At 58.7% G+C, this 12,958-nt stretch carries 15 protein-coding genes; 12 read left to right on the forward strand and 3 right to left on the reverse strand.

Going from position 1 to position 12,958, the window contains the following annotated elements; genetic code table 11:
* The first annotated feature begins 79 nt into the window (after positions 1–79).
* Positions 80–763, forward strand: coding sequence for a peptide-methionine (S)-S-oxide reductase MsrA (gene msrA, locus ACIX8_RS00095; RefSeq protein WP_014263263.1), 684 nt, complete (start codon positions 80–82; stop codon positions 761–763).
* A 368-nt stretch (positions 764–1,131) separates the two neighbouring features.
* On the forward strand, positions 1,132–1,740 hold the full coding sequence (locus tag ACIX8_RS00100; RefSeq protein WP_044175884.1) for a hypothetical protein: 609 nt from the start codon (positions 1,132–1,134) through the stop codon (positions 1,738–1,740).
* A gap of 107 nt (positions 1,741–1,847) precedes the next feature.
* Here the strand turns inward: ACIX8_RS00100 and ACIX8_RS00105 are convergent, their stop codons facing one another.
* On the reverse strand, positions 1,848–2,042 hold the full coding sequence (locus ACIX8_RS00105) for a hypothetical protein (RefSeq protein WP_014263265.1): 195 nt from the start codon (positions 2,040–2,042) through the stop codon (positions 1,848–1,850).
* Positions 2,043–2,235: 193 nt separating this feature from the next.
* The gene (locus ACIX8_RS25790; RefSeq protein WP_014263266.1) at positions 2,236–3,144 is read right to left on the reverse strand and encodes a hypothetical protein; all 909 of its coding nucleotides are present in this window, start codon (positions 3,142–3,144) and stop codon (positions 2,236–2,238) included.
* 410 nt (positions 3,145–3,554) lie between these two features.
* Between ACIX8_RS25790 and ACIX8_RS00115 the strand changes: the two genes are divergently transcribed.
* The 8 genes from ACIX8_RS00115 (at position 3,555) to ACIX8_RS00145 (ending at position 7,896) form a co-directional block, all read left to right on the forward strand.
* Complete coding sequence (locus ACIX8_RS00115; protein WP_014263267.1) at positions 3,555–4,088, forward strand: hypothetical protein; 534 nt, start codon at positions 3,555–3,557, stop codon at positions 4,086–4,088.
* Between the two features lie 73 nt (positions 4,089–4,161).
* A complete protein-coding gene (locus tag ACIX8_RS00120) occupies positions 4,162–4,392 on the forward strand; it encodes a DUF433 domain-containing protein (protein WP_014263268.1) in 231 nt (76 codons plus the stop codon).
* Positions 4,389–4,763 carry a DUF5615 family PIN-like protein gene (locus ACIX8_RS00125; protein WP_014263269.1) on the forward strand — a complete coding sequence of 125 codons (375 nt, stop codon included), beginning with the start codon at positions 4,389–4,391 and terminating at the stop codon, positions 4,761–4,763. The genes ACIX8_RS00120 and ACIX8_RS00125 overlap by 4 nt, the downstream gene beginning before the upstream one ends.
* A gap of 204 nt (positions 4,764–4,967) precedes the next feature.
* Positions 4,968–5,282 carry a hypothetical protein gene (locus ACIX8_RS24255; RefSeq protein ID WP_052310533.1) on the forward strand — a complete coding sequence of 105 codons (315 nt, stop codon included), beginning with the start codon at positions 4,968–4,970 and terminating at the stop codon, positions 5,280–5,282.
* A gap of 83 nt (positions 5,283–5,365) precedes the next feature.
* Positions 5,366–5,509, forward strand: coding sequence for a hypothetical protein (locus ACIX8_RS25795; protein ID WP_190273728.1), 144 nt, complete (start codon positions 5,366–5,368; stop codon positions 5,507–5,509).
* A gap of 110 nt (positions 5,510–5,619) precedes the next feature.
* Complete coding sequence (locus ACIX8_RS00135; protein ID WP_014263270.1) at positions 5,620–5,868, forward strand: hypothetical protein; 249 nt, start codon at positions 5,620–5,622, stop codon at positions 5,866–5,868.
* A gap of 199 nt (positions 5,869–6,067) precedes the next feature.
* Entirely contained in the window at positions 6,068–6,982 is a 915-nt protein-coding gene (locus ACIX8_RS00140; protein WP_014263271.1) for a HindIII family type II restriction endonuclease, read from the forward strand.
* Complete coding sequence (locus ACIX8_RS00145; protein WP_014263272.1) at positions 6,979–7,896, forward strand: DNA-methyltransferase; 918 nt, start codon at positions 6,979–6,981, stop codon at positions 7,894–7,896. The genes ACIX8_RS00140 and ACIX8_RS00145 overlap by 4 nt, the downstream gene beginning before the upstream one ends.
* 99 nt (positions 7,897–7,995) lie before the next feature.
* Here the strand turns inward: ACIX8_RS00145 and gyrA are convergent, their stop codons facing one another.
* The gene (gene gyrA / locus ACIX8_RS00150) at positions 7,996–10,932 is read right to left on the reverse strand and encodes a DNA gyrase subunit A (protein ID WP_014263273.1); all 2,937 of its coding nucleotides are present in this window, start codon (positions 10,930–10,932) and stop codon (positions 7,996–7,998) included.
* 428 nt (positions 10,933–11,360) lie between these two features.
* Here gyrA and ACIX8_RS00155 point away from each other — a divergent pair, with 428 nt between their 5' ends.
* Together ACIX8_RS00155 and ACIX8_RS00160 are read left to right on the forward strand one after the other, a co-directional pair.
* A complete protein-coding gene (locus ACIX8_RS00155) occupies positions 11,361–12,311 on the forward strand; it encodes a D-hexose-6-phosphate mutarotase (protein WP_014263274.1) in 951 nt (316 codons plus the stop codon).
* 8 nt (positions 12,312–12,319) lie between these two features.
* On the forward strand, positions 12,320–12,895 hold the full coding sequence (locus ACIX8_RS00160) for a Maf family protein (protein WP_014263275.1): 576 nt from the start codon (positions 12,320–12,322) through the stop codon (positions 12,893–12,895).
* Positions 12,896–12,958: the final 63 nt, after the last annotated feature.

A 12,958-nucleotide genomic window follows, 5' to 3' on the forward strand; every position in this document is an offset into this window, starting at 1 on the left:
GGCGATCCGTAGAGTACTTATGTAACCCCTCGGGCCCCGCAACAGTCCTATATCTGTACAACGACCCACGGAGGTCTCCATGTCCCGCTTCAACCTGCTGCGAAACTCGATGCTCGCTGTTCTGCTGGCTCTTTCACTCTGCGCTGGATGCAAGGCGGCCGACAGGCCCCCTGTTCCCGCTCCCACCACTGACGTTGCTCTCGCGACTACCGCAGGAAAGCAGAAGGCCATCTTTGCGGGCGGCTGCTTCTGGGGCACGCAGACCGTCTTTGAGCATGTGCGCGGCGTGCTGGCTACGACCGCCGGTTATGCGGGCGGCTCGGCCTCGACGGCAACCTACGACCAGGTAACGACGGAGACCACCGGCCATGCTGAATCCGTCGAGGTCGTCTACGACCCCTCGAAGATCACCTATGGCCGGCTGTTGCAGCTCTTCTTCTCGGTGGTGCATGATCCGACGCAGCTTAATCGCCAGGGGCCGGATGTAGGAACGTCCTACCGGTCGGCGATCTTCACGCTGAACGACGATCAGCGCCGCATCAGCCTGGCCTACATCGCGCAGCTCAACGCCGGGAAGATCTTCCCCAAGCCGATTGTGACGGAGGTTACGCCCTCGAAGGGCTTCTACCGCGGTGAGGACTACCACCAGGACTACGCGCTCAACAACCCGAACAACCCCTACATCCTGGTCTGCGACCGTCCCAAGCTCGAGGCTCTGAAGAAGGAGTTTCCCGAGCTGTACGTGCCTTACAAGGGCAAGTAATCAGATGGACGATGCTCATTTGAAATAGATGAGAGAGCAAGCACGAAACTAAGCCCGAAGGGGCGACGCTATACCAGCCCAGGGCGTAGCCCTGGGTAGAAGGCATCACGAAGAGCAGAGGGCTCAAGGCCCGACCTATCGGTAATACCACGATAGGTCGGACCTTCAGCCCTCTCTTTCTTGCTATGCACAAAACCCAGGGCTACGCCCTGGGCTGGTATGGCGTCGCCCCTTCGGGGCTTAGATTTGTGCCTATGTTGGATGAGTATGCTCTATAAGAACTTGCTCGCAACGTTAATTCACTTGTTTCTTCGGCAGCTTCCACGTAGGTTTAGGTGTCATTCATCCTTCACGTTAAGGCTCTTCCTATGCGGCGTCTGCTTGTGTCTTCTCTTGTAGTTCTTTCCGCCGTTGGCGGTCGTGCCGTTGGACAACAAACCACTGTTCCGGCAGCTTCAGTACCAGTAGCTTCAGCAATAAGCTCCCCTGTTGCCCCTGTGGCAGCACCGGTTCGAGTAGCAGACCCTACAGCTCCTGACGCCTCGGGCAGGTACATGCTTCGCGAGGGCGAAGATGTGAATCTACAGTTTGCGCAGGACCTGAGTTCCAAGACCTCATCCGAAGGCGACCCGGTAACACTGATTCTCGCCGACGACCTGAAGGTGGGCAACGTGGTGGTGGCGAAGGCCGGCGCGAAGGCGTTTGGCGAGGTAACCAAGGCGGAGAAGTCGGGCATGATGGGCAAGGCCGGCGAACTGAATCTGCGGCTCGATTACATGAAGGTAGGCGATACCAAGATCAGATTGCGCGGCACCAAGGGTAAAGAAGGTGAGAGCGGAACGACCAGCGCCGTCGTTCTGACGGTGCTCTTCGGGCCGATCGGCCTGATCAAACACGGCAAGAATGTAGAGATCAAGAAGGGCCAGGCATTGCACGCCTACATCGGAGATGATGTTGCGGTGTTTCCGGCGAGCTAAAACTGGCTCAAGGCAATAAGCCGTAAAGCTGAAAAGGCCGAAGACTGCGGCGAGGGTTTGTTTCCTCTCTCCGCGGTCTTCGGCCTTCTTTCGTGCAGGAGTTTCAGTTACTGCTTGCTGACAGACTTGGAGTGCGCATCGGCGGAGTGCTTGTGAGCCTCTGTCGAGTGCTCATGGGCCTTCTCCGAGTGCTCGTGAGCGGCCTTGTGATCGCCGCTTTCGTGGTGTTCCGCTGCCGCGTGGTGGGCCTTGGCCGCGTGCTCATGGTGTTCTGCTGCCTTCTTGTGCGCTTCGTGTGCCATGGTGTGAATCCTCCTGGGACCTCTGGAGAGTTGCCCCAGACCGTCTGAGTCGGATGCCCGGACCGGGGTTGTGCTGCCGGGCGAACGTTCACCGAGGATTCACTGCCTGTTCGCAAACGCAGAAAACCCCTCTTCTCGGGATTGCTAAGAAGAGGGGTTTTCAGGAAGTGACTGGATCTGGAGCGTTCAGGGATTAGCGATGACCGCCGCCACCACCACCGTGGAAGCCTCCGCCTCCACCGCCGCCATGGAAGCCGCCGCCACCGTAGCCGCCGTGGAATCCACCGCCGTAGCCGTAGCCACCACGGTATCCATAGCCGCCTCGGAAGCCGTAACCACCGTAGAAGCCATAGCCGAAGCCGTAGTACGGATAGCCCCAGCCCCAGTAATCATAGGGTCCAAAGCCGTAGCCATAGCCGTAGTAGGGGTAGCCGCCATAGCCATAGTCGCCACCATCGTCGCTACGATAGCGAGCGTAGTTAGGTACCGGCAGCAGGTCGGCGCGAGCCTGGTTGGGATCGTTTTCGACCGAGCGGATGGGCTGTGAGCCGAAGGAGACCTCGTGGTTCTCCTTCACCTTGACGCCCTTGTCGGTGGCGTTGGTCTGGTGGGAGTAGGCGCGGGCTTCACCCTTGAAGACGCGGACGGTGTTGGTGTCGGCGTTGAAGGTGTAGATGCCGTCCTTTACCAGCGCGGTCTGTCCGCCCGGCAGGTCGACGAGGATCTGGGCGCTGTCCGCGGGGTGGAAGACGCTGACGTTGGCGAGACCATGCTCCAGACGGAGCTCGGTGCCGCTGGCGTCGGCCGAGATGGTACGAACGGCGGTATTGGGTCCGACACGAACCAGAACGCCGGGCATGACGCGGGCGCTGGCGGTGCCGTCGGTGGTCTCAAGGGATTGGCCGCTGCCCAGGTTGTGGGCGCGGAAACCGTTGGGGACCGTGCGCTGGATGGGAGCCGCCTGGTTCTGCATGTAATTGGTAGGGGGTGGTGCAGGAGCACTATCGGGGTCAGCCGTACCCGTATTCTGCGCCAGCGACGTGGCGGCAGATGCGGAGAGCATCGCCAGGGCAAGCAGGAGAGTTGAGGACCTTTGCATCATAAAAACCTCTACTGAGTTAGATGCGGATTGGTTAAAAATGTTTCGGTACGCGCTGTTGCGGGTGCAGTATGGTTTGTCATTTGTTTGTCTATCGCGAGTGTTTTGTCGACTTTCCTACAAAATTGTCATCTCGACCGGAGGCGGCGTTCTTTGCCGCCGTCCATTCGACTTCGCTCAGGACGGAGAGACCTGCAGTTTGCTCATGCGGGCGATAGTGCCTCCATGGGCAAACTGCAGGTCTCTCCGCTACGTATGACATAAAGCCGTCATGCTCCGGTCGAGATGACAGCATTGGGGGAGATCCGAAAAACACCTACTTACCAACCCCAACCGAAAAGCAGTGTCGTCTCTACGACATCAAACCGCGCCACCCAGCCAACTTCAACCCGGCGCAAGGTAGGGAGAGTGCCATGAGAGTTCGTCTAGCTGTAAGCTTCTTCATTCTGGGACTGGCCCTTACACCGGCAGGAGCGCAGCAGCGGGGCGAGGCCACTCCTGCGGCGATGGCCGCGTGTGGCCCGTCGAGTGCCAGCTTTGAGGTGAAGTCCGACAAGTCCCAGCAGCCCGCGCCGCAGGTCCCTTCCGGCAAGGTCCTGGTGTACCTGTTCGAGAACATCGCGAGGGCTCCCCTGAGCGGTGCGCTGGTGAGAGTGGGGGTGGACGGCCAGTGGGTGGGCGCGACTCTGAACGAAACCTACCTGACCTTCCTGGTCGATCCCGGCATCCATCATCTGTGCGTGCGGGCCCAGGGAGCGGCTCCGTCTCTGGCGGAAGATGGAATAGCCCTGCGCCGGTTGAACGCCCAGCCGGGCGAGACGTATTCCTTCCGCGCCCAGGTCTTGCGCTCGGAGGGCTCCGGCATCACCCTGCTGGACCCGGTGGACGAAGACCAGGCCCAGTTCCTGCTCCAGACCTCATCCCGGGCGATTTCGCATCCGAAGTAGCGCGGGCAGGAAGTTGCAATAGGCAGCGTATTGCGGCGTTATCATAGGGGTGCGCCACCCGGGAGGGCATTGCATGGGAGAACTGAATCGCATCACGCAGAACCCCGCTGTTATGGGCGGCAAGGCCTGCATCCGTGGAATGCGCGTGACGGTCGGAATGGTAGTAGGGCTGATCGGCTCCGGGCGGAGCGTGGATGAGGTGCTCACAGCGTACCCATACCTTGAACGTGAAGATGTGCTCCAGGCCCTTCGGTATGCGGCCTGGCTTTCAGAAGCGCGTGAGGTCGTGCTAGCCGAGGCATGAAGCTGCTTATCGACATGAATATGTCTCGGCTTTGGGTGGAGATATTGAAAGACGCAGGCTTCGAAGCCGCGCATTGGTCGTCGCTCAGGATGGCGAACGCTCCAGATTCAGAGATTATGGCCTTTGCGAAAGCAAACGGTTATGTAGTCTTCACGCAGGATTTAGATTTCGGTCTCCTTCTAGCTACGACACTTGGCGAAAGGCCGAGCGTTGTTCAAGTTCGTGCACAGGATGTTTTACCGGACACGATCGGCAAACAGGTCATCGAGGCCTTGCAGCAGATGATGACTGAGCTGGCTGAGGGGGCGCTGGTTACCGTCGATCCGAAGAGAATGCGACTGCGGGTATTGCCTTTGCGGTCGAGAGACTAAAAGCCCTTTTGCTGACGCAGTCGTGCTTCGCCGATAGCTCGCATCTCAGAGTCGAGATGCAGGGCACTCAGCTGTCACGGGTATATTTTTGAACCGCTCCAATAAACTGGGGGAGCTGACGATCGAATACGGAGTTTTCTAATGAGGAATATCGGATTTTCAAGCGGCGCTTTGGCGAAGGGTGATTTTCAGGAGGCCTTGAGAATGCTTGCTCCTCACGATCCCCCCTGCCTGGAGCTTTCGGCGCTTCGGATGGAGGAGGTCGCTCCTCTCGTGGAAGCGTTGCCGACATTGGATCTGGCCCGGTATGCCTATCTGTCGTTTCACGCTCCAGGTCGATTTACAGAAGAAGAAGAAGAGGAAGGTCTGGCCGATCTTCTGTTTCAGCAAATCCCCACAGCCTGGCCGATCATCATGCACCCCGACGCGATCTTCGACTTCGGGCACTGGCGCGGCGCTTTGGGAAACATCTGGCCATCGAAAACATGGACCGACGGAAGCCCTGCGGCAGAAACGTAACGGAGCTAAAAGGCATCTTTGCTGAACTCCCAGAAGCCTCGCTCTGCTTCGACATCGGTCATGCCCGCCAATACGACTCTTCGATGACAGAGGCATTCCTCATCCTTTCAACCTTTGCGGAGCGACTGGTGCATGTGAGCGAGGTCAACAGCGAAAGCCAGTATGACCCCATCTCTTACGGAGCCAAACTCGCTTTCCAGCAGGTGGCAGAGTTGATCCCGCAGTAGATTCCAATCATCGTTGATGAGCCGCGTGCCGGAAGACAAGATAGTGAGCGAAATAGAAAGTGCCCGGGAAGCCCTCACCGTGGCAATCAAACGGAACGATCAAGAGGCCGATGGGATGTCTAAATCCATTTTGGGGACGCTTCAGGCAGCCTGAAGTGGCGGAAGATGGAATCGCCCTGCGCCGGTTGAACGCCCAGCCGGGCAAGACGTATTACTTCCGCGCCCAGGTCTTGCGGTCGGAGGGCTCCGGCATCACCCTGCTGGACACGGTGGACGAAGAACAGGCCCAGTTCCTGCTCCAGACGTCAACCCGGCCATTTCGCACCCGAAGTAGGGAAGCTGAATTCCGCAGACTTTAGACAGATGCATTACTCATGGCCGATGATCAACACCTCAAGCAGGGATGCCGGTTGGCGCACTCTTGCCCTCAACGATTTGGGTGGCAAGGAACCCGTGGCCACCCACTCATGTGCAAAGGACGTGCATGAATGGCACCCAGCAAATTGGATTGTGAGTCCAACGAAGCGATCCCACATATACTGAGCTCTAAGGAATGGTATGCCGACAGTCATCTCCGAAAAAGCAATTCAAACCCGAAAATACTGGATCAATGAAATTAAAAAGCTGAGCGGCGACTTTGGCGCGGATTCGACTCGTCTATTTAGCGAGCTCGAGTCAGAACTTGAGGTATCGGGTGGTCAGGGTCTCAGAAGCCATCTACGACTCTGTGGAGCCATTCCTGAAACCTACAACCATGATTCCAGTGAAGAGAAGTTGTATTCAAAGTACACTGACATATTAGCTAGTTTGGCGTTTACTCATCTTGGGGTTCGCTCTGTTGTTTTGGTGGAGCGTGGAGACGCTGCTGATGTTGAGTGTTTCGCCGATGACTATGAGTTTGTAGCCGATGCGAAGGCATTCCGTTTGAGCCGTACGGCTAAGAATGCGAAAGACTTTAAAGTCCCTTCCATGCATAAGTGGAAGTACCACCGTCAGCATGCAATGGTTATCTGCCCTTTGTATCAAATGCCCTCCAACTCAAGTCAGATATATCGACAAGCAATTAGTGATGACGTCTGTATCCTCTCTTTCTCCCATCTGTCGCTATTAACCGCATTCGCCGAAATCGCTTCACCAAACGAGGCAAGGCGGCTTTTAAAGCAGATCTTCAAGGTGATAGCAACTCTTCACCCTTCAAAGGATGCAAGCGCTTACTGGAGGGCCATAAACACGACGTTTCTTGATTTCGACGATCGTCTCAAGGATCTCTGGCGCGAGGAAAAGTTGGCATTCGTTGAAGCACTAGCAGACGCTAAGCAGGAAGCGTTAGCTTGTCTTTCCACCGAGCGCAGTCGAATTCTCAGGATGACTCATGCTGAAGCAATCCAGGCACTTGTTAAATTTCGCAAATTAGACGCCAGAGAGAAATTGATTAAGTCATTTTCAGACAATGGCTTAATGGAGATAGCATGAGCGTAACGTATAACACCATACTTGAGGGTGACTCGGTTTCTCTTTTAAAGGGAGTACATGATTCCAGTATCGATCTGATTTTGAGTGACATACCTTACGGGATTGGGGCCGATGACTGGGATGTGTTACATGACAATACTAATTCTGCCTATCTAGGCTCTAGTCCTGCGCAGGACAAGGCTGGGGCGATTTTTAAGAAGAGGGGAAAACCTCTGAATGGATGGTCGGAGGCAGATCGTGCAATCCCGAAACAATACTACGACTGGTGTCTGACATGGGCTCCTGATTGGTTGAGGGTTTTGAAACCGGGTGGGTCAGCGATTGTCTTTGCTGGAAGGCGTCTCTCACATCGCTGCGTTGCGGCTATGGAAGATTCCGGCTTTACATATAAAGACATGCTTGGTTGGCTTCGAGATCGTGCAGCTCACCGCGCACAGCGCTTGAGTGTAGTGTTTGAGCGTCGCGGGGACTTTGATAACCGAGACAAGTGGGAGGGGTGGAAGGTTGGGAATCTAAGACCTACTTTCGAGCCCATTCTGTGGTTTGTTAAGCCGTATCCTATCGGCAAGACCATTGCTGATAACGTGCTTAACCATGGCCTCGGTGCGTTCAACGAGCGAGCCTTGCTCAGATACCAAAGTCAGCCTAATAACGTGATTGTCTGCGGTATGGAATCAGGTGAAGGTGGACTACATCCGACGCAAAAGCCTGTGCGACTAATGCGAGCCTTAATAGAGCTAACCACGATAGAAGGCCAACTAGTTCTCGACCCATTTTGCGGGAGCGGCTCTACATTGGTTGCAGCACAAGCGAGTAATCGTCAATTTCTGGGTTTTGAGCAGGACGCCCATTTTTGCGAGATCGCGCGCGAAAGACTCGACGACGTTCCTTTATTCAGAGATGCGATAGCGTAATCGTAATATTGCTGCTATTACGAAAGGGCGCGAGCTTTAGCTCGCGCCCTTCTTGAAGCAGATTCCCTGCGGGAATGACAGAAAGAAAAACAAAGACGATTACTGCAGCAATGCCCCATTCTCTGTAGGGCTCTTCGGGTCTTCCGGTGGGATGACCATCGCTGCTGCTACCTTGTCGTCGGTGTCGAGGTCCAGGAGCTTGACGCCCATGGTGGCTCGTCCTGCGGCGCGGACGCTCTTGGTGTCGATGCGGATGATCTTGCCGAACTGGCTGATCACCATCATCTCCGTCGTGTCGTCCACCAGTTGAATGCTGGCGACCTTGCCGATTTTGGGCGTGGACTTCATGTTGATGACGCCCTTGCCGCCGCGGGATTGCAGGCGGTAAGAGTCGACGTCTGTACGCTTGCCGTAGCCGTTGTCCGAGACCGAAAGGATCAGGCAGGGCGTCAGGCCGAGCTTCTCGTCGAGCTGCTGCAGCTTGGCCGCTGCGGCCTCCGAGATCACCGGAGCACCCAGTTCGCCGGGTTCGGCGAGCTCCAGGGGCTGGGCTGCGGCGCTCTCGCCGGCTTCGTCGAGAACAGCTTCCACCTGGGCAGTGAGCCCGGTTTTGGCGGCCAGTTCGAGACGCTGCTTGTTGCGGGCCTCGTTCGAGGGCGTAACCGCCGCGCCGATCACGTAGTCGTTCTTCTTGAGCGTGATGCCGCGATTGCCGAAGGCCGGACGGCCCATCGGGCGCAGGTCCTGCTCGTTGAAGCGGATCGCCATGCCGTCGTGCGTCGCCAGGAAGATGACCTGCTCGCCGTCCGTGATGCGGGCGGTGATGAGCTCGTCTTCCTTGTCGATGCCGATGGCGATGATGCCGCGCGCCATGACGTTCGAGAAGTCCTTGAGCGCCGTCTTCTTCACCGTGCCGTTGCGCGTGGCGAAGAGCACGTACTTGCCCTCCTCCGCCAGGTCCTTGACCGGCAGAATCGTCACAACCTTCTCGCCCGGCTGCAGGTCGACCAGCGAGGCCATCGCCTTACCCTTGCCGGCGGCGCCGATGTCGGGAATCTCGTAGACCTTGAGCCAGTAGACGCGGCCCGAGTTCGTGAAGCAGAGCAGGTAGGCGTGCGTGGAGTCGATGATGAGCTGCGCGACAAAGTCTTCCTCGCGCGTCTTCATGCCCAGACGTCCCGTTCCGCCACGGCGCTGCTGGCGGTAGGTGGAGATAGGCGTGCGCTTCAGGTAGCCGGTGTTCGAGACCGTCACTGCCACCTGCTCATCGGCGATCAGGTCTTCGAGCGTGAGCTCGGTCGACTCGTCGAGGATGGTGGTGCGGCGGGCATCGCCGTACTTGTCGCGGATATCTTCGAGTTCCTTGATGATGACGCGACGGAGCTTCTTTTCCGACGCGAGAATCGATTCGTACTCGGAGATATTGTCGCGAACCGCGCGCAGCTCGTTCAGCAGTTCGTCGATCGAGAGCTGCGTGAGTCTGTAGAGCTGCAGTTCCAGGATTGCGTCGATCTGGCGGTAGCTGAGAATCAGTGTTCCAGCCGTATTGTTCGAAAGCTGTGCCGAGACCGAGCCGCCGGTCAGGTCGATGGCGTACTTTGCCGGATCGAGCGTGACGCCCTGCAGTTCGGTGCCGCGCAGGTTGATGCGGCGGTTCGAGAAGTAGCTGAACAGGTTCTCGCGGGCATCGGCGCGGCTGGAAGACTGCCGGATGATGCGGATGACCTGGTCGAGATGGTCGAGCGCGATCTGGTAGCCGAGCAGCACGTGCTCGCGCTCGCGGGCCTTGTTCAACAGGAACGCGGTGCGGCGGCGGACGACGTCGATGCGGTGCTCGATGAAGGCCCAGATGGCCTCGTTGAGCGGCAGCTCCTTCGGCTGGCCGTTGTGCACGGCCAGGAAGATCATGCTGAAGCTCTCCTGCATGGAGGTGTGCTTGTAGAGCTGGTTGAGCACGATCTCCTGCTGCGCGCCGCGCTTGAGCTCGATGACGATACGCATACCGTCGCGATCGCTCTCATCGCGCACGTCGGAGATGTCGTCGACGATCTTCTCAGTGACCAGCTCGGCGATGCGCTTGATCAGGTTCGACTTGTTGACCTGGTACGGGATCTCGGTGCAGATGATGGCCTGACGGCCGCCGGTGATCTGTTCCATGCCGCACTTGGCGCGCATCATGAAGCGGCCACGGCCGGTCTTGTAGGTCTGGACGAGGTTGCCGCGACCGTAGAGGAAGCCGCCGGTCGGGAAGTCCGGACCCTTGACGTGCTCGAGCACGATCTCGAGGTCGCTGCGGGTTTCGCCCTTCTCCTTCTGCAGGAGGGCGATGGTCGCGTTGAGGACCTCGGTGAGGTTGTGCGGCGGGATGTTGGTCGCCATGCCGACGGCGATACCGGTGCTCCCGTTGACGATCAGGTTCGGGATGCGCGCGGGCAGAACGGTCGGCTCGGAGGTCGATTCGTCGTAGTTTGGGGTGAAGTCGACGGTATCGGAGTCGATGTCGGCGAGCATTTCACCCGCCAGGCGGGTCATGCGCGACTCGGTGTAACGCATCGCGGCGGGTGGATCGCCGTCGACGGAGCCGAAGTTGCCCTGGCCGTCGATCAGAGGGTAGCGCAGCGAGAAGGGCTGGGCCAGGCGGACCATGGTGTCGTAGATGGCGGAGTCGCCGTGGGGGTGGTAGTTACCCATCACGTGTCCGACGACCTTGGCCGACTTGGTGTACTTCTTGTTGAACTGGAGACCCATCTCCTGCATTCCATAGAGGATGCGGCGATGAACTGGTTTAAGCCCGTCGCGGACGTCAGGCAAGGCGCGCCCGATGATGACCGACATCGAGTAGTCGAGATACGACCGGCGCATCTCCTCCTCGATGTTGATGGAGTTCATGAACAGCGCACCGGGTCCGGTGGGCGTGGTGGGACCGTCTCCGCCAGCACCGCCCGCAGGGGGAGGATTATTGGAGTTCGCATCCTGGGGGCTGGGAGGAGTTTGGTCGGGTCCTAAAGGCAATTGCGGGTTCTGATCGTCTGGCATGGGCAATCTCTATTATAGCTGGCTGGGCGGCCGAGAGAGGGGGCGGGGAGGATGCCCCGGAGATGCGCTGGATTGGCTTTTTCTGTGATTCCCTCAAAACCGTCATCCTGAGCGAAGTGTCTCGCGCTTTTGCGAGACACGAAGCCGAAGGACCCCGAGGGATTTGTCTTACCTCTGCTTTCCACACCTTTTCAACCGCGAATGCTGGGGTGCGGGTTCGAGGGTTGGAAAGGTGCGAAGAGCACCGGCAAGATAAACGGTTTCGGGGTCCTTCGACTCCGCAGCTCGCCAAGTGCGCGAGCTGCTTCGCTCAGGATGACGCTTTTGGGGGGACAACAGGGAAAGGTAAAAACAAAGACAGATCAACCGCATGACTTACCGCTTTTTCTCATGCGCAGGATGCATCGGGACGTTTACACTCACAAGCGATGCAGACACTGACCGAACTCAACGACCAATTTGGCATTCCCCATGTGCTCGTCTTCGCAGAGGGCAAGGGCGGACTGCTCTGTGCGCAGATCACGACCGAAGCCTGCACGGCGACGCTCTACCTGCAGGGCTCGCACCTGGTGCACTGGCAGCCCGCCGGGCAGAAGCCGGTGCTGTTTCTCAGCGACCGCTCGAACTACGCACCGGGCAAGGCGATTCGCGGCGGCGTGCCGGTGATCTTTCCGTGGTTCGGCGCACGCACGGGCGCTCGCACCGACGGCCCGATGCACGGCTTCGCCCGGACCCAGCTCTGGCAAGTAGCGTTCGCGGCTGTTTCGGGCAAAGACCTGCACCTGACCCTGACGCTCGGGCCTACCGACGAGAGCCGCGGGCTTGGCTACGACCACTTCCGCGTGGCTTATGAGCTGATCCTGGGCAGCACGCTGACGCTGCGGATCAGCGTCGTCAACCTGGACCCGGAGGAGCATGCCGGGACGCCGATGCACTTTGAAGAGGCTCTGCACTCCTACCTCGCGGTCGGCGAGCCGGAGCACCTGCGCATCTACGGCCTGGGCCAGACCGAGTTCCTGGACAAGACCGACGGCTTCAAGCGCAAGAAGCAGACCGATGACGTACTGACGCTGCATGAGCAGACGGATCGTCCGTATCTGAATACAACCGCGACGGTCACCGTGGAAGATCCGGACCTTGGCCGCCGCCTCGTCGTGGCCAAGCAGGGTTCGAAGACGACGGTGGTGTGGAACCCGTGGTCGGAGCTGGCGGCGAAGATGTCGGACTTTCCGGCCGAAGGCTGGCGCGGAATGACCTGCATCGAGACCGCGAACGCCGCCGAGAACGGCATCACCCTGAAGCCGAAGGAAGCGCATACGATGGAGGCGAAGATCTCGGTCGAGCCCTTCAGCGGCAGCGCGACGGAACGGACTCAGTAGGCGTGAAGATGAGACCACTGATTCTTGCCTCGGCCTCGCCGCGGCGGCGCGAGCTGCTGGCGCAGGCCGGCTTTACGTTCGAGGTGCGCGCGGCGGACATCGACGAGACACGCCACGCGGGCGAGCAGCCCATGGACTACGTGCGTCGCCTGGCGCTGGAGAAGGCCCAGGCGATTGCGGCGCGAAACCCCGGAGCTGTCGTGCTCGGCGCGGACACGACCGTCGTGCTGGAGGGCGAGGTGCTGAACAAGCCCGTCGACCGCGACGATGCCGAGCGCATGCTGCGGCTGCTTTCTGGCCGCACGCACCAGGTGCATACGGGGCTCGCGGTGGTAGGAGGCTCTGGGCACCAGTCGCACGTAGAGACAACCGATGTTGTCTTCCGCGCGATCGCGGAGGAGGAGCTGACGGCCTATCTGGCTTCGGGCGATCCCATGGACAAGGCGGGAGCCTATGGCATCCAGGGCTATGCCGCACGGTGGATTCCGCGGATCGAGGGCGACTACTTCAACGTCGTTGGATTGCCGCTGGCTGCGGTGGTACGGCTGTTAGGGACGGTCTCCTCAGAATACGGCGAAAGATGAACTTTTCCACATGGATATCCAGAGGTAGTCTTTTTGGAACATCCCCCGCAAAATTCAGCGGAC

Origin of the sequence: Granulicella mallensis MP5ACTX8 (assembly GCF_000178955.2) — a bacterium.
Lineage (GTDB): Bacteria > Acidobacteriota > Terriglobia > Terriglobales > Acidobacteriaceae > Granulicella > Granulicella mallensis.